Annotated in this window: 13 protein-coding genes, 2 tRNA genes and 4 pseudogenes; 12 read left to right on the forward strand and 7 right to left on the reverse strand. The window is 67.5% G+C overall.

All coding sequences use genetic code 11. The annotated features are described in order from the left end of the window. Positions 1-70: 70 nt before the first annotated feature. Both A6302_RS26090 and A6302_RS06195 read right to left on the reverse strand, forming a co-directional pair. A complete protein-coding gene (locus A6302_RS26090) occupies positions 71-292 on the reverse strand; it encodes an LpxL/LpxP family acyltransferase (protein ID WP_425349125.1) in 222 nt (73 codons plus the stop codon). 35 nt (positions 293-327) lie between these two features. After that, positions 328-984: pseudogene (locus tag A6302_RS06195) on the reverse strand (LpxL/LpxP family acyltransferase); the annotation flags it as partial. A 183-nt stretch (positions 985-1167) separates the two neighbouring features. On the opposite strand from A6302_RS06195, the gene A6302_RS06200 reads away from it, so the two are divergent. Continuing rightward, entirely contained in the window at positions 1168-2133 is a 966-nt protein-coding gene (locus A6302_RS06200; RefSeq protein WP_069306314.1) for an AEC family transporter, read from the forward strand. A 2-nt stretch (positions 2134-2135) separates the two neighbouring features. Here the strand turns inward: A6302_RS06200 and A6302_RS25670 are convergent, their stop codons facing one another. Both A6302_RS25670 and A6302_RS06205 read right to left on the reverse strand, forming a co-directional pair. Further along, entirely contained in the window at positions 2136-2294 is a 159-nt protein-coding gene (locus A6302_RS25670; protein WP_342586228.1) for a hypothetical protein, read from the reverse strand. Then, positions 2261-3316, reverse strand: a complete 1056-nt coding sequence (locus tag A6302_RS06205) for an FAD-dependent monooxygenase (protein ID WP_342586229.1) — start codon at positions 3314-3316, stop codon at positions 2261-2263. The genes A6302_RS25670 and A6302_RS06205 overlap by 34 nt, the downstream gene beginning before the upstream one ends. 314 nt (positions 3317-3630) lie before the next feature. Here A6302_RS06205 and A6302_RS06210 point away from each other — a divergent pair, with 314 nt between their 5' ends. The 5 genes and pseudogenes from A6302_RS06210 (at position 3631) to tgt (ending at position 8199) form a co-directional block, all read left to right on the forward strand. Continuing rightward, positions 3631-4332, forward strand: a complete 702-nt coding sequence (locus A6302_RS06210) for a CDP-alcohol phosphatidyltransferase family protein (protein ID WP_083255563.1) — start codon at positions 3631-3633, stop codon at positions 4330-4332. 155 nt (positions 4333-4487) lie between these two features. Then, complete coding sequence (locus tag A6302_RS06215; protein ID WP_069306315.1) at positions 4488-5213, forward strand: TerC family protein; 726 nt, start codon at positions 4488-4490, stop codon at positions 5211-5213. A 75-nt stretch (positions 5214-5288) separates the two neighbouring features. Beyond that, positions 5289-5849 (forward strand): histidine phosphatase family protein, encoded by a 561-nt coding sequence (locus A6302_RS06220; RefSeq protein ID WP_069306316.1) that lies wholly within the window; start codon positions 5289-5291, stop codon positions 5847-5849. Positions 5850-5971: 122 nt separating this feature from the next. Further along, positions 5972-7061, forward strand: a pseudogene (gene queA, locus A6302_RS06225) (tRNA preQ1(34) S-adenosylmethionine ribosyltransferase-isomerase QueA). Continuing rightward, positions 7058-8199, forward strand: a pseudogene (tgt, locus tag A6302_RS06230) (tRNA guanosine(34) transglycosylase Tgt). The pseudogenes queA and tgt overlap by 4 nt, the downstream one beginning before the upstream one ends. A 27-nt stretch (positions 8200-8226) precedes the next feature. Here tgt and A6302_RS06235 read toward each other — a convergent pair. Beyond that, a complete protein-coding gene (locus tag A6302_RS06235) occupies positions 8227-8661 on the reverse strand; it encodes a DUF4864 domain-containing protein (protein ID WP_069306317.1) in 435 nt (144 codons plus the stop codon). Between the two features lie 340 nt (positions 8662-9001). On the opposite strand from A6302_RS06235, the pseudogene A6302_RS06240 reads away from it, so the two are divergent. The 6 genes and pseudogenes from A6302_RS06240 (at position 9002) to A6302_RS06265 (ending at position 15642) form a co-directional block, all read left to right on the forward strand. Next, positions 9002-9636, forward strand: a pseudogene (locus A6302_RS06240) (ATP-dependent Clp protease proteolytic subunit). A 321-nt stretch (positions 9637-9957) separates the two neighbouring features. Beyond that, on the forward strand, positions 9958-11223 hold the full coding sequence (clpX, locus tag A6302_RS06245) for an ATP-dependent Clp protease ATP-binding subunit ClpX (protein ID WP_069306318.1): 1266 nt from the start codon (positions 9958-9960) through the stop codon (positions 11221-11223). Positions 11224-11505: 282 nt separating this feature from the next. Further along, complete coding sequence (gene lon / locus A6302_RS06250; RefSeq protein WP_069306319.1) at positions 11506-13926, forward strand: endopeptidase La; 2421 nt, start codon at positions 11506-11508, stop codon at positions 13924-13926. Positions 13927-14223: 297 nt separating this feature from the next. Beyond that, a complete protein-coding gene (locus A6302_RS06255; protein WP_069306322.1) occupies positions 14224-14499 on the forward strand; it encodes an HU family DNA-binding protein in 276 nt (91 codons plus the stop codon). Between the two features lie 270 nt (positions 14500-14769). Continuing rightward, positions 14770-14845: transfer RNA gene (locus A6302_RS06260), tRNA-Val, on the forward strand. 233 nt (positions 14846-15078) lie between these two features. After that, positions 15079-15642, forward strand: a complete 564-nt coding sequence (locus A6302_RS06265; RefSeq protein ID WP_245293946.1) for a DsbA family protein — start codon at positions 15079-15081, stop codon at positions 15640-15642. 276 nt (positions 15643-15918) lie between these two features. Here A6302_RS06265 and A6302_RS06270 read toward each other — a convergent pair. Together A6302_RS06270 and A6302_RS22755 are read right to left on the reverse strand one after the other, a co-directional pair. Further along, positions 15919-15995, reverse strand: a tRNA-Asp gene (locus A6302_RS06270). A gap of 210 nt (positions 15996-16205) precedes the next feature. Next, the coding region (locus A6302_RS22755) for a hypothetical protein (RefSeq protein WP_169833511.1) at positions 16206-18123 on the reverse strand (1918 nt) is incomplete at its 5' end.

An 18123-nucleotide genomic window follows, 5' to 3' on the forward strand; every position in this document is an offset into this window, starting at 1 on the left:
GCCGGGTCGCGCGACGATCATGCAGTGCCGAAATGGTCGCATGGTGCGAAAGGCGGACGGCGGCGGCCGGTCAGTCGATCCACTTGCGGTGGCCCCACATCCACTGGCCCGGATATTCCCGGATCCAGCGCTCGAAGACGGCGTTGACCCGCCGCGTCGTCTCGGCGATGTCGGCCTCGGCATCCGTGCTGCGCGGCACCTCGACGGGCGTCGCCTCGATGCGGAAGCGGGCGCCCTGCGTGCGCACCACCCGGCCGGCAACGAGCGGCAGGCCGAGCCGCCGGGCCAGCACCGCCGGAAAGGTTGCGACCTCGGCCGCCGGCCGAAGAAGTCGAGGATCATGCCGGTGCGGTCGCGCAGGTCGCCGAGCAGGCAGATGGCGTGGCCGGCGCGGGCAAGGCTGCGCAGCTTGAGCGGCGTTGCCCGCTCCTTGGAAAACAGGCCGGCGCGGTAGATCGGCAGGCGGCGCGACAGCAGGAAGGACTCGGCGAGCGGATTGTTGACCCGGCGATAGACCGCCGCGGCATCAAGCCCGAAGGCGTCGACGCCGGTGGCCACCAGTTCCCAGTTGCCGGTGTGCAGCGACACGAAGATCGCGCCGCGGCTGAAATCCACCCCGGTGAACAGCGCCTCGTCCACGGCAAGCTCGATCCGGTCGGGCTCAGCCAGGATTTCGGGCAGGAACACGGTCTCGGCGGCAACCCGGCCGAGGTTGTCCCACATGGCGTCGAGGATCCGGTCGCGCTCTGCCGCGGACAGGTCCGGCATCGCGGAGGCAAGGTTGCGCTGCGCGCGGGCGTGTCGCCGGTTGAAGGGCGCAAGCCGCCGCCAGGCCCAGCCCATGACGGCCGAAGCCCGGTCGAGCGACATCAGTCGCAGGATGCCCACGGCAAGGCGCAGCCCGGCATGCTCGATCCGCTCGCGAAGCGTCGGCGCGGTGCCCGGCACGGTCTCGGGGGTCTCTTGCCTGTCGGGCTGGGTCATCACGGGCAGGGGATCCGGCTTCGGCGGTCGATTGCGGCGGCGACGGCGTTGACCCTGTTCCGATAACGGTCTACGGCGTCGATTACCAGCCGCAGTTTCGATCGCCCGCCCCCTCGGCGTCAGCGTCGGCGACGGCTGCGGCCCGCCGGCCCTCGCCCTCGCTGCTCCACGGTCCGAGGTTCCATGTCACAGGTCATCTCGCTGGCGCTGCCGTTCTTCGGGCTGATCTTCCTCGGTTTCGCCTCGGGGAAGATCGCGAAGATTCCGCGCTCGGGGCTCGCCTGGCTCGACTTCTTCCTTGTCTACGTCGCGCTGCCGGCGCTGTTCTACGACATCATGTCGAAGACGCCGATCGAGGAACTGGCGCACGGCTCGTTCATCCTCGCGACCACCTTCTCCACCTATGCCGCCTTCGCGCTGTCCTTCGCGGTTGGCAGCTATTTCGGCCGGGGCGACCTGCGGATCGCCACGATCCAGGGCCTGGTCGGGGCCTATGCCAATGTCGGCTACATGGGGCCGGGCCTGACGCTGGCAGCCCTTGGCGCTGCCGCCGCCGCGCCGACCGCGCTGATCTTCTGCTTCGACGTGACGCTCGCCTTCACGCTGACGCCGCTGATGATGGCGCTCGGCGGCACCGAGGAGATGAACCTTCGCGAGACGATCCGCACCGTGCTGCGGCGCGTGCTGCTGCACCCGTTCATCCTCGGCACGCTCGCCGGCGTGCTGGCGGCCGCGACCGACTTCCAGCTTCCCGACGGTCTGGCGACGATGGTGACCTTCCTGCGCAACTCGGCGGCGCCGACGGCGCTGTTCGCGCTCGGCGTCACCGTCGCGCTGCAGCCGATCGGACGGATGCCGGTGGAACTGCCGCTGCTGGTCGGCATCAAGCTGATCCTGCATCCGCTGATCGCCTGGCTGATGCTGACCTGGATCGGCGGCTTCGACCCGCTGTGGATCAAGACGGCGGTGCTGATGGCCAGCCTGCCGACCGCCGCGACCACCTTCGTCGCGGCCCAGCAGTATGACGTCTACGTCTCGCGGGCGGCGACGGCGATCGTGATCTCGACGGTGCTGTCGGTGTTCACGGTGACGGGCGTGCTGACCCTGATCACCCTGGACCTGCTGCCGACCGCGCCCTTCGGCCGCTGACCTCAGCTGGCCCGGTTGCCGTAGCCGGGGGCGAGGCCCTCGCGCATCAGAAGGCGGCGCAGCGGCGCGATGCTGCGCACCGCCTCCAGACCTAGGCTGCGGACGAGCTGGACCGGCAGGAAGTCGGTCAGGAGCGAGCGGTTGAGCAGATCGACCCCCACCGTGCGGCTGCCGACATCGACGCCGCGGGCCCGGCCATAGGCGGCCAGGGTTTCCGCCGCGCCGGGATCGCGCCCGAGATTGCGGGCGCGGCCCAGCACCTTCGCAAGATCGGCGACGTCGCGCAGGCCGAGATTGAGGCCCTGCGCGCGATCGGCGGGAAGGCATGGGCGGCCTCGCCGACAAGGGCGCAGCGTTCGCCGGTGAGCGCGGAAGCGGCAAGGCCCGCGAGCGGAAAGGCCTGGCGCGGACCGTCCATGGTCATCCGGCCAAGCAGGAAGTGGCTGCGGCGGGTGAATTCCTGCGACAGGGCGTCGTCGTCGAGTGCCGCGAGGCGAGCCGCGACGTCCGGGCGCTCGACGCAGACGATCGCCACGCGGTTCGGGCCGAGCGGCACCATGGTGAACGGGCCGGTCTCGGTGTGGAGTTCGGTCGAGGTGTCCTCGTGCGGCGCGGTGTGGAGGACGTTGGCGACGATCGCAACCTGGTCATAGGACCAGCGGCGGACGGCGATGCCGGCTGCCTCGCGGACGAGGGAATTGCGTCCGTCGGCGCCGACCACCAGCCGGCCGGAAATCGTGCCGGCGTCGGTGGTGACGCGCGCCGCATGGGGCGAGAGACCGACGGCGACGGCCGGCCGGTCGATCCGGGTGATGCGGGCATCGGCCCGGATCGCGGCGTCGAGGGCGTCGGTCAGCACGCGGTTGGCGACGTTGACGCCGAAGGACTCCAGACCGATCTCCCGGGCCTCGAAGGCGGTTTCCGGCGCGCGCATCAGCCGGGACGTGCCGTCGATCAGGCGCATGACGCGCAGCGGCGCGGTCCGGGGCGCGATCGCGTCGTAGACGCCGACGGATTTCAGCAGGTCGACCGAGCCGGTGAGCAGCGCCGTGGTGCGATGATCCTCGGGCGGGGAAGGCGGAGCGACGAGGGCGACCGACTGGCCTGCACCAGCGATCGCAAGGCCGGCAAGGAGGCCGGCGGGGCCGCCGCCCACCACGATGACGTCGAAGGTTTCATCCATGACCGGTCTCCGCTCGAATTGTCACCCGCCGCCGCGCCTGGCGCGACGAGGCTCTAGCATGCAGCGGCGAGGGCCACCACACGGCCCGTCGCGGGCCGTCCTTGCCGGAGGCGACCCTCGGCACGCCGTCGCCAAGGTCACCGGCAGGACTGCTGGCTGAGCACACATATAGGCAGGTGTCATGTCGTGGACACAGGTCTGTACCTCTTGCGCCGTGCGAAAGAGCGCTGGTATTTCTGTCATCAAGCGTTCATATAGCTTGGAGGCCTCAGGGCCTCGACCTCGGGAGCGAGACTTTGACGCCTGCGGCAATCGTGACAAAACATCAGAACACGCTGATCGCACTTGCCGTCCATGCCTTCACGGCAAGCGGCATCGTCGTGGCCATGCTGGCGGCCATCGCCGCCTATGCCCAGGACTGGCCGAAGTTCTTCGCGCTTCTCGGCTTCACGCTGCTGATCGACGGTGTCGACGGGCCGATCGCCCGGCGGTTCAAGGTGGAGACGCGCCTGCCGTCCTTCTCCGGCGCGGCGCTCGATTTCGTGGTCGACTATGTCACCTACGTGTTCCTGCCGGCGATGGCGCTGGCCACAGGCGGATTCGCCTCGAACACGGTGTCGCTGGCCCTTGCGGGCGTGATCGTCTTCACCAGCGCGATGTATTTTGCCGATACGCGCATGAAGATGAAGAACAATGCCTTCCGCGGCTTCCCGGCTGTCTGGAATGGTGTGGTGTTCCTGTTCTTCGTGTTCCGCCCGCCGCAGGAAGTGCTGATCGCCGTCACGCTCGGCCTCGCCGTGCTGACCTTCCTGCCCGTCGCCTTCGTCCATCCGGTGCGCGTGATCCGCTGGCGTCCGCTGACGCTGGTCGCGTCCGCCATCTGGTCGGTCTGCGCGATCATCGCGCTGATCTCGGGCCTCTCGCCGAGCCTGCCGGTCGCCGTCGGGCTGCTGGTTGCGACATTCTATCTCGCGACCGTTGCTGCGGTGCAGCAGGTGCTTGAACTTCGGCGCTGATCAGCGATAGTCCTTGTCGTCTCGATCCGGAATGTCGTTCGATCCGATCCGATCAGGGTCGGGCGTGGCAGCCGTGAAAGAGTCCGGAACATTCTCCCGTCGCAGAAGTCTTTCTGCTTTGGCGAGGAATGAACTCGCGGCGAGGACCTCCTGACATGCTCGACCTTCTGACCGATCCGGCCGCCTGGGCCAGTCTCCTGACCCTGACGGTGATGGAGATCGTTCTCGGCATCGACAACATCGTCTTCATTTCAGTTCTCACGGGACGGCTGCCCAAGGAAACGGCGGAGCGGGCGCGCAAGATCGGCCTCGGCCTCGCGCTGATCTTCCGCATCATCCTGCTGCTGCTGCTGTCGTTCCTGATCGGCCTGACGGCACCGGTGTTCTCCGTCTTCGACCACGCGGTCTCATGGCGCGACATCATCCTGATGGCCGGCGGCCTGTTCCTGATCGTCAAGGCGACGCTGGAGATCCACAAGGGCATCGAGGGCGAGGAGGAGCACGGCAAGGGCGGCCCACAGGCCGCCTTCGCGGCGATCATCGCCCAGATCATCGTCATCGACCTCGTCTTCTCGGTCGATTCGATCATCACCGCGATCGGCATGGCCGACCATGTGGAGGTGATGATCGTGGCGGTCGTGATCGCCATCGCCGTGATGTATATCGCGGCCGGCCCGATCTCGAACTTCATCCACGCCCATCCGACGACCAAGATGCTGGCGCTGTCGTTCCTGCTGCTGATCGGCGTGGCGCTGATCGCCGACGCGATCGGCTTCCACATCCCGCGCGCCTACATCTACTTCGCGATGGCCTTCTCGGCCGGTGTCGAGGTGGTCAACATCCTCGCCAAGAAGAACCGGTCCAAGGTCACGAAGCCCTGACACGGGCCTGATCCGATCCGGAGCGCGATGCGTATCGCGCTCCGTATTCCCGGACCCAAATTCGGAAGGAACCCGATGAGGACGTTCGCAGGGGTGCTGACCCTGCTCCTGGCGCTGGCGGTTCCTGGGGTCGCCGGCGCCCAGGATGTGATCGCGATCGCGCGGCAGCCGGGCATCCATCTCCTGATGCGTCATGCGATCGCGCCGGGGGTCGGCGATCCGGCCAACATGGATCTCGCCGATTGCGCCACCCAGCGAAATCTCTCGAAGGATGGCCGACGGCAGGCTGCCCGGATCGGGGAGCGCCTGAACGAGGCCGGCATCGCGGTCGACGTGGTTCTGACCAGCGCCTGGTGCCGGGCGCGCGAGACTGCCGAGCGGCTGGGCGTCGCACCGGTCGAGACGGCGCCCTTCCTCAATTCCTTCTTTGCGGATCGCAGTGGCGCGGCGGCGCAGTCCGCCGCCGCGCGCGCCCGGCTCGGCGACCTTGATGCTGCCGGAGCCAAGGCCGTTCTGGTCACGCATCAGGTCAACATCACCGCGCTGACGGGCGTCTATCCGGCCTCCGGCGAGATCGTGCTGATCCGGGTCGGCAAAGGCGGGCGTCTCGCCGTCGAGGGGCGCCTCGCGCCGTGACAGGCACGGCCGGCGATGCTTCACGGCAGCCATCGCGACATTTGGCTTGATCCTGCCGGACGGGGCGGCCTATCTCTGCCCGACTTCACCGGCGCGCACCGCGCCCGAACGGGACAAGACCGCTGCGCGTCGACCTTTTCGATTTCGATCTGCCCCAGGAGAGCATCGCGCTGCGGCCGGCGCGCCCGCGCGATGCCGCACGCCTGCTCGACGTGGATCCGGCCGCCGGCCTTGCCGATCTGGTGGTGCGCGACCTGCCGTCGCTGCTGGCCCCCGGTGACATCCTCGTCTTCAACGACACGAAGGTGATCCCGGCGCAGCTCGAGGGCACACGGCACCGCGACGGCGTTCCGGGGCCGCGCGTCGCGCCACCCTGCACATGCGGATGGCGCCCGACCGCTGGCTGGCCTTCGTGCGCGGCTCGCGCAAGCTCGTCGTCGGCGACCGGGTGCTGTTCGGCGAGGACCGGCCGGAGGCGCCCCGCTCGGCGCCACCGTGACCGCGCGGGGCGAGGCGGGCGAGGTGGAGTTCCGCTTCGACCGCTCGGGCCCGGACCTCGATCTCGGCCTCGTCGAGGTCGGGCACATTCCGCTGCCGCCCTATATTGCCGCGCGCCGCCCCGAAGACGACGACGACCGCCGCGACTACCAGACGGTCTATGCCCGGGAGGAGGGCGCCGTCGCCGCGCCCACCGCCGGGCTGCATTTCACCCCCGAACTGTTGGATGCCCTTGCGGCCAAGGGCGTTGGCAGCGCCTTCGTGACGCTGCATGTGGGCGCCGGCACCTTCCTGCCGGTCAAGGTCGACGACACCGCCGCGCACAAGATGCATGCGGAGATCGGCGTGGTCGCGCCGGAGGTCGCCGACCGGCTCAACGCGGTGCGGGCGGCGGGCGGGCGTGTCGTGTCCGTGGGCACGACCAGCCTGCGGCTGCTGGAGAGCGCCGCGGGCGCGGACGGCGTGATCCGTCCCTTCGCCGGGCCGACCGACATCTTCATCACGCCGGGCTACCGCTTCCGTGCGGTCGACCTGCTGATGACCAACTTCCACCTGCCGCGCTCGACGCTGTTCATGCTGGTCTCGGCCTTCTGCGGTCTGGACACCATGCGCGCCGCCTATGCCCATGCGATCGCCTCGGGCTATCGCTTCTATTCCTACGGCGATGCGAGCCTGCTCCATCCCGCGCCCGACGCACGGCTGAAGACCCGATGACCGCACCCTTTGCCTTCGACCTCCTCGCCACCGACGGCGCCGCCCGCCGCGGCACGATCACGACGCCGCACGGCGAGGTGCGCACGCCGGCCTTCATGCCGGTCGGCACGCAGGGCACCGTCAAGGCGATGTTCATGGACGACGTGCGCGCCACCGGCGCGACGTCATCCTCGGCAACACCTATCACCTGATGCTGCGGCCGGGGGCCGAGCGGGTGGCGAGGCTTGGCGGCCTGCACGAGTTCGCGCGCTGGCCGCACACGATCCTGACCGATTCCGGCGGCTTCCAGGTGATGTCGCTGGCCCAAATCCGCAAGCTGACCGAGACCGGCGTCACCTTCCGCAGCCACATCGACGGCTCGCGCCACGAGATGACCCCGGAGCGGTCGGTGGAGATCCAGGGCCTGCTCGGGTCCGACATCCAGATGCAGCTGGACGAGTGCATCCGCCTGCCGGCCGAGCGCAAGGAGATCGACCGGGCGATGCAGCTGTCGCTGCGCTGGGCGGCGCGCTCGCGCGCGAAGTTCGAGGCGATGGGCGGGCCGGGCAAGGGGCAGGGGCTCTATGGCATCGTCCAGGGCGGCGACGACGCGGAGCTCAGGGCGACCTCGGCGCGCGAACTTGCGGCGATGCCCTTCGAGGGCTTCTCGATCGGCGGCCTTGCGGTCGGCGAGCCGCAGGCGGTGATGCTGCAGATGCTGGACATCGTCTGCCCGCTGCTGCCGCAGGACCGGCCACGCTACCTGATGGGCGTCGGCACGCCGGACGACATCGTCGAGAGTGTCGCGCGCGGCGTCGACCAGTTCGACTGCGTGATGCCGACCCGGGCCGGCCGCCATGGCCAGGTGTTCACCCGCTTCGGGCGGATCAACCTGCGCAATGCGCGCCATGCGGAGGATCCGCGTCCGCTTGATGAGGCCAGCGACTGCCCTGCGGCGCGCGACTATTCCCGCGCCTATCTGCACCATCTGGTGCGCGCCGAGGAGGCGCTCGGCGCGATGCTGCTGACCTGGGTCAATGTCGCCTACTATCAGAGCCTGATGCAGGGCATCCGCGACGCGATCGAGGCCGGGCGCTATGCCGACTTCGTGGCGGAGACCAAGGCCGGCTGGGCGCGCGGCGACATCGCCGCCGTCTGAGCGTCCCTCCGGTGAGGCCGTGTCGGCTCAGGCCGAGAGGCGCGGCTGTTCCACAAGCCGGCAGCCGGAGATCCGCCAGCTGCCGTCGGCCTGCTGTTCGACCGCGTAGAGCGCCGTCCAGTCGGTGCCGTCGGGGCCGACCACGAACACCTCCTGCACCAGCCCGCCCGGCACGTCGCGCAGCCGGCCGAACACGACCGACTTCGGGCGGTAGACCGGCTTGTAGCCGCCCTTGACCATGGTCATGAACGTGTCGGGATCGGCGAACTGCTTCTGCAGCATCGGCGTGGCAAAGGACCACGCTCGTGCGCCGTCGTCGGATCTGAAGGCGTCGATCTGGGCGGTGATCACGCCCTGGATCGCCGCTGCCTCCTGGGTCCCGGGCTCTTGCGCCTGCGCCGGCGTGAGGACGAGGACTGCCGCCAGCAGGGCGGCCGTGACTGAAACAGGAAGGTATCGCATCGCACCTCCGGAACAGATCCGGGCGTGACGGCCTCCGGCAGGGTCGGCCGGATGCATCTCTCATCACCCCGCTGGAATACGAGACTAGCATGTTTCCGGACCTGCGAAAGTGTCGATGCCGTATTTCTGTGCTGCACAAAGTGCAGGCGTCATCCTGCTGACTCGATCTCTCGGGCGTGCGCATTGCAGCCCTGCGCGCCCTTTCAAGTGGCGGCTGCACGCAATATTTAGGGCTTCGGGATAGCCAAGAGCGGCGGCGGGATGTAACGATCCGACGCACGACAGTTGGATGACGAGCCGGACCGGCGTCGCGGATCGGCCACAGAAATTCGAGGAAAGAATGAGGGATCCGGTCGAATTCTATGCCAGCTCGCTGGTGCCGATGGTGGTCGAGCAGACGAATCGCGGCGAGCGGGCTTACGACATCTTCTCCCGTCTCCTCAAGGAGCGGATCATCTTCATCACGGGTCCGATCGAGGACACCGTCGCGACCCTCGTTTCGGCACAGCTGCTGTTCCTCGAGGCGGAAAATCCGACCAAGGAAATCGCGATCTACATCAACTCGCCCGGCGGCATCGTCACGTCGGGCCTGGCGATCTACGACACGATGCAGTTCATCCGTCCGAAGATCTCCACGCTCTGCATCGGCCAGGCGGCCTCGATGGGCTCGCTCCTGCTCGCGGCCGGCGAGAAGGACATGCGCTTCTCGCTGCCGAATGCCCGGATCATGGTGCATCAGCCGTCGGGCGGCTTCCGCGGCCAGGCGAGCGACATCATGTTGCACGCGCAGGAGATTCTGAAGCTCAAGCGCCGCCTGAACGAGATCTACGTCAAGCACACCGGCCGCGCGCTCGATTCCATCGAGGAAGCGCTGGAGCGCGACAACTTCATGACCGCCGACCAGGCAGGGAATTCGGCCTCGTCGACAAGGTCATCGAGACTCGTGCGGCGCTCGAGGCCGAGGCGGCGGGCTGAGGCCTGACAGCGCATCGTTCTTGCATGGGGCCGGGCGGCGTCATGCCCGTCCCGATGCCGGCCGACACGCGGTCCGGCACCGGGGTGACGCATGGCCGCTACGCAGGAATGCGGGGTCTGCCATGGCAACGACGATCGTTAAGTATATATTGATCCCTAGGACCCCAACATGATCTCCTCCCTCTCTGGGTGATTTGTATCGGGTATAGGGTTGGGCACGAGATCCGGGTGTCGCACACGCGAGGAGACGGCGCCGCCGCTCCCGCGTACAGCCGGACGAGCGCGGGCGGAAACGCCCGACAACCGAGCAGGAACCGATTGATGACCAAAGTCAGCGGCGGCGAGTCGAAGAACACGCTCTATTGCTCGTTCTGCGGCAAGAGCCAGCACGAGGTCCGCAAGCTGATCGCCGGACCGACCGTTTTCATCTGCGACGAATGCGTCGAACTCTGCATGGACATCATCCGTGAAGAGTCGAAGTCGAACCTCGTCAAGTCGCGCGACGGCGTTCCGACGCCGGGCGAGATCCGCGCGGTCCTCGACGACTACGTGATCGGCCAGGGGCAGGCGAAGAAGGTCCTGTCCGTCGCGGTCCACAACCACTACAAGCGCCTCAACCACGCCGCCAAGAACACGGACGTGGAGCTGGCGAAGTCGAACATCATGCTGATCGGGCCGACCGGCTGCGGCAAGACGCTGCTCGCCCAGACGCTCGCGCGCATCATCGACGTCCCCTTCACCATGGCCGACGCCACCACGCTGACGGAAGCCGGCTACGTGGGCGAGGACGTGGAGAACATCATCCTCAAGCTGCTGCAGTCGGCCGACTACAATGTCGAGCGGGCGCAGCGCGGCATCGTCTACATCGACGAGGTCGACAAGATCAGCCGCAAGTCCGACAACCCGTCGATCACGCGCGACGTGTCGGGCGAGGGCGTCCAGCAGGCGCTGCTGAAGATCATGGAAGGCACCGTCGCCTCCGTGCCGCCGCAGGGCGGGCGCAAGCATCCGCAGCAGGAATTCCTGCAGGTCGACACCACCAACATCCTGTTCATCTGCGGCGGCGCCTTCGCCGGCCTCGAGAAGATCATCTCCCAGCGCGGCCGGTCGACCTCGATCGGCTTCGGCGCCCAGGTGGTCGCGCCCGAGGATCGCCGCACCGGTGAGCTGTTCGCCAAGGTCGAGCCCGAGGATCTGCTCAAGTTCGGTCTCATTCCCGAGTTCGTCGGCCGTCTGCCCGTTCTGGCGACGCTGGAGGACCTCGACGAGGCCGCGCTGGTGACGATCCTGTCGGAGCCGAAGAACGCGCTGGTGAAGCAGTATCAGCGCCTGTTCGAGATGGAGGACGTGGAGCTCACGTTCCACGAGGAGGCGCTGCGTGCCATCGCCCGCAAGGCGATCGAGCGCAAGACCGGCGCCCGTGGCCTGCGGTCGATCATGGAAGCCATCCTGCTCGACACCATGTACGAGCTTCCGGGCCTCGACGGGGTGCGTGAAGTCGCCATCAGCCCGGAAGTGGTCGATGGCAAGGCGCGTCCGCTCTACATCTACGCGGACCGCGTCGGGGAGACCGAGGCGACGGCCTGAACGGCCACGGTCGCCTGCTCTTGAAAGCCGGCTCCCTGCGGCACATCTGGTAGGATGCGCCGCAAGGAGCGCAAGATGTGAGGGGACGTCCTCCGGGCCGCAAGGCCGGAGGGCGCCCGCCACGGCGGCCCCGCCCGGAGCCGCCAGCGTATTGCGTTTTCCGTCATATCCGGCGCCCCGTCGAACGGCCCCGCTGTTCACGGCGATCCGCGTCGGCCGTCGCGGTCGATGTTGTCTCCCGACATCGAAACGCGGCGGGCCAGGAAAAAGGAAACACGACCGATGACCGACACCTCCCCCTCCGGTCTCGAAAAGGGCACCTATCCCGTTCTTCCGCTGCGCGACATCGTGGTCTTCCCCCACATGGTCGTGCCGCTGTTCGTCGGCCGCGAGAAGTCGATCCGCGCGCTCGAGGAGGTGATGGGCGACGACAAGCAGATCCTGCTCGCCACCCAGATGAACGCCGCCGAGGACGACCCTGCGCCGTCCGCGATCTATCCGGTCGGCACGCTCGCCACCGTGCTGCAGCTGCTGAAGCTCCCCGATGGCACCGTCAAGGTGCTGGTGGAAGGCTCGACCCGTGCCCGGATCGATCGCTACCTGCCGCGCGAGGAATATTTCGAGGCGGATGCCGTCCGCATCTCCGACGAACCGTCCGACGAGGTCGAGGTCGAGGCGCTGGCACGCTCGGTCCTGTCCGAATTCGACAACTACGTGAAGCTCAACAAGAAGGTTTCGCCGGAAGTCCTTGGAACGATCACCCAGATCGAGGACTATTCCAAGCTTGCCGACACCATCGCCTCGCATCTCGCGATCAAGATCTCCGAAAAGCAGGAGATCCTCGCCCTGACCTCGGTCACCGAGCGTCTGGAGCGGGTGCTGTCGCTGATGGAAAGCGAGATCTCGGTCCTGCAGGTGGAAAAGCGCATCCGCAGCCGCGTCAAGCGGCAGATGGAGAAGACCCAGCGCGAGTACTATCTCAACGAGCAGATGAAGGCGATCCAGAAGGAACTCGGCGACGGCGAGGACGGCAAGGACGAACTCGCCGAGCTCGAGGAGCGGATCGCCAAGACCAAGCTGAGCAAGGAGGCCCGCGAGAAGGCGACGGCCGAGATGCGCAAGCTGCGGCAGATGAGCCCGATGTCGGCCGAGGCGACGGTGGTGCGCAACTACCTCGACTGGCTGCTCGGCATCCCGTGGAAGAACCGCTCGAAGGTGCGCAACAACCTCGCCTACGCCGAGCAGGTGCTGGCCGAGGATCACTACGGTCTCGAGAAGGTCAAGGAGCGGATCGTCGAGTATCTCGCGGTGCAGAGCCGCGCGAACAAGCTCAAGGGTCCGATCATCTGCCTCGTCGGCCCGCCCGGCGTGGGCAAGACCTCGCTGGCGAAGTCGATCGCGAAGGCAACGGGTCGCGAATATGTCCGCATGTCGCTCGGCGGCGTGCGTGACGAGGCCGAGATCCGCGGGCATCGCCGCACCTACATCGGCTCGATGCCCGGCAAGGTCATCCAGTCGATGAAGAAGGCGAAGAAGTCCAACCCGCTCTTCCTGCTCGACGAGATCGACAAGATGGGCATGGATTTCCGCGGCGATCCCTCGTCGGCGCTGCTGGAGGTGCTGGATCCGGAGCAGAACTCGACGTTCATGGATCACTACCTGGAGGTTGAATACGACCTTTCGGACGTGATGTTCGTGACCACGGCGAACACGCTCAACATCCCGGCGCCGCTGATGGACCGGATGGAGATCATCCGCATCGCCGGCTACACCGAGAACGAGAAGGTCGAGATCGCCAAGACCCACCTCATCCCCGAGGCGGTGAAGGACCACGGCCTGCGGCCGGGCGAGTTCACCGTTGACGACGAGGCGATCCGGCACGTGATCCGCCGCTACAGCCGCGAGGCGGGCGTGCGCAATCTCAAGCGCGAGATGGCTTCGCTGGCCCGCAAGGCCGTCAAGGACATCCTCATGACCGAGGGCAAGACCACGGTCGAGATCACGCCCGAGACGGTCGAGACCTACCTCGGCGTGCCGCGCTATCGCTATGGCGAAGCCGAGCGCGAGGATCAGGTCGGTGTGGCCACGGGTCTTGCCTGGACCGAGGTCGGCGGCGAGCTGCTGACGATCGAAGGCGTCATGATGCCCGGCAAGGGCAAGATGACGGTGACGGGCAACCTTAAGGACGTGATGAAGGAGTCGATCTCTGCTGCGGCCTCCTACGTCCGCTCGCGGGCGGTGGACTTCGGCATCGAGCCGCCGCTGTTCGACCGCAGGGACATCCACGTGCACGTGCCGGAAGGCGCGACGCCCAAGGACGGTCCGTCGGCCGGCATCGCGATGGTGACGACGATCGTGTCGGTGATGACGGGCATCCAGATCCGCAAGGATGTGGCGATGACCGGAGAGATCACCCTTCGCGGCCGGGTGCTGCCGATCGGCGGCCTCAAGGAGAAGCTTCTGGCTGCCCACCGCGGCGGCATCAAGAAGGTGCTGATCCCCGAGGAGAACGCCAAGGATCTGGCGGACATCCCGGAGAACGTGACGAGCGGTCTCGAGATCGTTCCGGTCGCGCGGATGGACGAGGTGCTGCGCCATGCCCTGGTGCGCGTTCCCGAGCCCATCACCTGGACGGAGCCGGCGGTGACGACGGCGACCCCCGTGGTGGTGGACGAGGACAGCGGCAGCGTTGTCGCCCACTGACCGATGCGGTCCTGCTACGGCACAAGAGGGCCCGGACACTGTCCGGGCCCTTTTTGCTGTCGCCCGTCAAGGGGCAGGGGCGGGCAAATCACGGCTGGTTTATGAACCGTTGACGATCGGAGCGATATGAAACGCCCGTTCGGAGCGAAGCTGTTTTTGTGCTGAATCAGCGGAAATCCGGGAAAAATTTCGGTTTCGCCTCTTGCATTTCGGTCCGTTTCTGATGAGTGTCGCCGGCGAGGTGCAGGCCGGCCGGGGGGCCCGGCCCCTTCACAAACGACAAAAGGAATGCTCAGGATGAACAAGAACGATTTGATCGCCCAGGTCGCCGAAAAGGCCACGCTGACCAAGGCCCAGGCCGGTCAGGCCGTCGACGCCCTGTTTGATGCGATCACGGAATCGCTGAAGACGGGCGACGAGGTTCGCATCGTCGGTTTCGGCAATTTCGTCGTCACCTCGCGTGCCGCGACCGAGGGCCGCAATCCCCAGACCGGCGAGACGATCCAGATCCCGGCTTCCAAGCAGCCGAAGTTCCGCGCCGGCAAGGGCCTCAAGGACGCGGTCAACGGCTGAGGCGTCGCGCCCCGCGTCGCGCGCGCTCCCCGGCCGGAAATCGGCTCGTGGCGCCGGCGGATCGGGGTCGATCTCCTGCAAGATGTCCGGCACGGGCACCGTTGCCCGTCCGGTACGGATGGCACCCCACGGGTGCCATCCTTTTTTATTGCGTGGCCGACGGCGAGCGCATAAACGGATGCGGGTCCTGGCGCTGCGGGGCTTCAGGTCGCCGGCACGGGATGCCGGAAGGTGTCACCCGTCCCCAAAGGGCATGCGACGTTGGGGCAGGGGCGGTTAGCTCAGTTGGTAGAGCGCCTCGTTTACACCGAGGATGTCGGGAGTTCGAGTCTCTCACCGCCCACCATCGCCGTGCCCGGCAACGCCCTGAGCCCTCTCACCGAAATCTTTCACTGCGGCTCGTGCCGCGCGCGGCCGCCTTCATCCGTTCGGCTGTGACGACGCGCCTGACAAGGCGCCGCGTCAGGTGGAGATGAGCGCCGGGCCGCTCCGGCCGGATCTCCGCTGACCTGCTTGTGAATGGCCCTCCGGCCGGCATCGTCCTATGACGGGGCAACCAACCCGAAGGATGTGCCCCTGATGAAGACCCTTGCTGCCCTGTTCGTCGCGCTTGCCCTCGCTGCCGCCCCGGTCCTGCCGGCAGCGGCCCAGCAGGCCACCGGCGGCGGGCTGACGCGCGAGGCGGTGCTGCGCGATCCCGCGGCGCCGGTGCTCGGAAACCCGGACGGCGATGTCACCATTGTCGAGTATGTCGACTACCAGTGCGGCTACTGCAAGAAGATGCGGCCCGAGCTGATGAAAGTGGTCAACGACGACGGCAAGGTCCGGCTGGTGATGAAGGAGTGGCCGATCTTCGGCCCTGTGTCGGAGCATGCCGCGCGCATGGCTCTCGCAGCGGCCTTTCAGGGCGGCTACGCCCGCGCCCATGAGAGCCTGATGGAGCACAAGGGCAAGCTCTCGGAGGCGGTTGTGGAGAAGGTGCTGCAAGGGGCCGGTCTCGATCTGGCGCGCCTGCGCGCCGATCTCGAACGCCACGGCAAGGAAATCGATGCGCATCTTGCCCGCAACGGCCAGCAGGGCGACGCTTCGGCTTTCCGGGTACGCCGGCGCTGGTGGTCGAGAGCTTCGTGTTTCCGGGCGTGATGGACGCGGCGGGGCTGAAGCAGGCGATCGCCGATTCGCGCGCGCGCCCCTGACCGGGAGGCAGCGGTTCCGGCCCGGGCAGACCGGGCCGGCCGCGGCGGCCTCCGCCGCCCCGGCGACAGCCCGCCGGAAGGTCGCCGACCACGCAGGTCGGGCACCGCGGCTTGTTGGCCACGGACGGCGCGCATGTCTGCGGCAGGATCCAGACATGCAAAAACCAGCCTTCAAGCATGGCTCGAAGTCTGTTTCGCATCTTCCTGATATCAGGGAAGAAAATGGCGGGAGTGACGGGGCTCGAACCCGCGACCTCCGGCGTGACAGGCCGGCACTCTAACCGACTGAGCTACACCCCCGCTCGCCGCCGTGCGGTGTGTCACCGCTGGCGTGGCGCTTGAGTATGACAGGACCGCGAACTAGTCAAGCGCCGTGTTGGGAGATTTTTCCGCGGCCCGCCGAGGGGGCGGAACTCCGGCAAAATTGCTGTTCGCGCGCCTGGCGCAGCAGCAATGCCGCGTCCCGAGCGACGGCGACAGGGGTGGATGAGACCGGTCCTCACCGAATCCTCAGCGCGCGTCAGCCTCGACTCCGGCCTCGTCGGCATGCTCTCCCGCTCCGATGGACGCGCCCGCAGCCTCAGGCCACGCGAGATTGTCCCGCAGGGGAATCACCGGCACATGGGGCAGGGCCGTCAGGTGCAGACCATCCTTCCGCCAGATCGCCGGAGACCGATCGCCCGCCGGCAGGATGCAGGAGATGAAGCGGCGAACCGGGCGAGCCGGGGCCGACGGCACGAAGACCGTGAGGTCGCGCTGGAGGGTGGGACGGAGTTCGGCGCCGGTGTCCGCATCAAAGGTCGAGACCGAATAGTCGCCGTGGCGCGCCACATGAAAGGTGCAGGCCGCATCGAAGCCCGCATCGACCTTGCAGGACGAGAGGATGAACAGCCGGGGCACCGGGTCGCGGACGATCACGAACAGGCGCCGGACCAGCGCCAGCCCGAAATCCTGACGCTCGCTGCGGCTCGGTGTGTAGCTCGTGCGGATCAGGTGCACGCCCTTCTCCAGCGACAGGCCCGAGAGATGCCCGCTGGAACTTCGCCGCAGCGACGGCGCGACGATCAGGCCATCGCGGAGGGGGGCGACGCAATTGGCGCCGTCGAAGCCCTCGCGTCGATGGATCGACACCACAGGCTTGCCATCGACCTCGAAGGCAAAGCCGCCGCAGTCGTGCCGCGCATTGTGCGTCGTCTGATGGGTCGATCCGGCCACGAACAGGCCGCCCGACCGGCGACCGTCGGTAAAGAATTCGACGACGGCCAGTTCGTTGGCCTCGAATGTGGTGAGTCGGCTGCCGACCTTGCTCGGCCGAAAGGCCGGGAGGGGATCGAGCTGCCGGGCAAGAACGGCGTTGGCTTCGACCGGGCGCGGCCGCAGCGGCAGATGGAACGCACCCTCCGGAAGGCCGCCGATCGCGGCGGCAAAGCGCAGGCTCGACGTCCTGTTCCAGTGCCTGAGATGGTTGTCGCCGAACGCCGCCCAGGGCTTGCCGGAGGCGGCGGTTCCGGCGACGAGAAACTTCGGGACCGGCCGCATGAAGCCGAGCCGCTCGGCCGCGTAGGTCGGCCATTCCGAGCCTGCGGCACGCGCCAGCACCCACATCGCGGTGAAGACGTGCTCGACGGCAAACCGGTAGTAGTCGAGCCCCTCGATGTAGCTCCCGTCCTGCAGGCTGCCCTCGAGAACGGTGACAAGCTTCGTCTCGGCGTCGGCATTCTCGGGCTGCGTCTCGAGGCCGAAGATGCTCGCGCCGATCAGGTGGGACGCAAGGATGACGATGCCGTGGTTGGTCGAGCGGCGCAGCCAGTGCCGGAAGGTTGGAAAGGCCCGGGATGCGATCCAGCGGGTCTGCCGCTCCGTGAAGATCTGCCGGAGCCTGTCATCGGTCTCCCGGTCCAGGATCGACGCACAGAGCGCGAGGATGCCGCCCGTGAGGCCGTTGGACCAGTTGTTCCAGTCCCAGTCGTCCTTGCCCGGCACGTCGCGCTGAGAGGGGTGCCAGATGGGCCAGCTTGCAACGGCGGAGAGGAGGCGTCCGGCAATGGCCCGGATGCGCGGGACGAGGGCCAGGGCCTCAGGATGGTGGTCTGCGAGTTCGACGGTCAGATGGGCTCGCAGCATCATCTGGTAGATGCTGTGCGGATGCGTCTCCCAGCGGTATCGGTAGGGCGTCGGGCCGGCCGGGGTCATCGGGCCGAGATCGGGCAGTTCCGTCGCGCTGCGACGCTCGATCGCGATCCGCGCGATCAGAAGCGGCCCCGCCACGGCGCGGAGCCTGATCTGCGACGCCCCCTCGGGATGAACCGCCATCAGCACATCGTCGATGTAGAATCGCGGCTCGTCCGGATCGAGCATCACCGCGATCTCGGTCCACTGCCGTGCGGGCAGATCGAGGAAGTCGTCCGGGCTCTCGAACGTGCGACCC

This window comes from Methylobrevis pamukkalensis, assembly GCF_001720135.1.
GTDB classification, from domain to species: Bacteria; Pseudomonadota; Alphaproteobacteria; order Rhizobiales; family Pleomorphomonadaceae; genus Methylobrevis; species Methylobrevis pamukkalensis.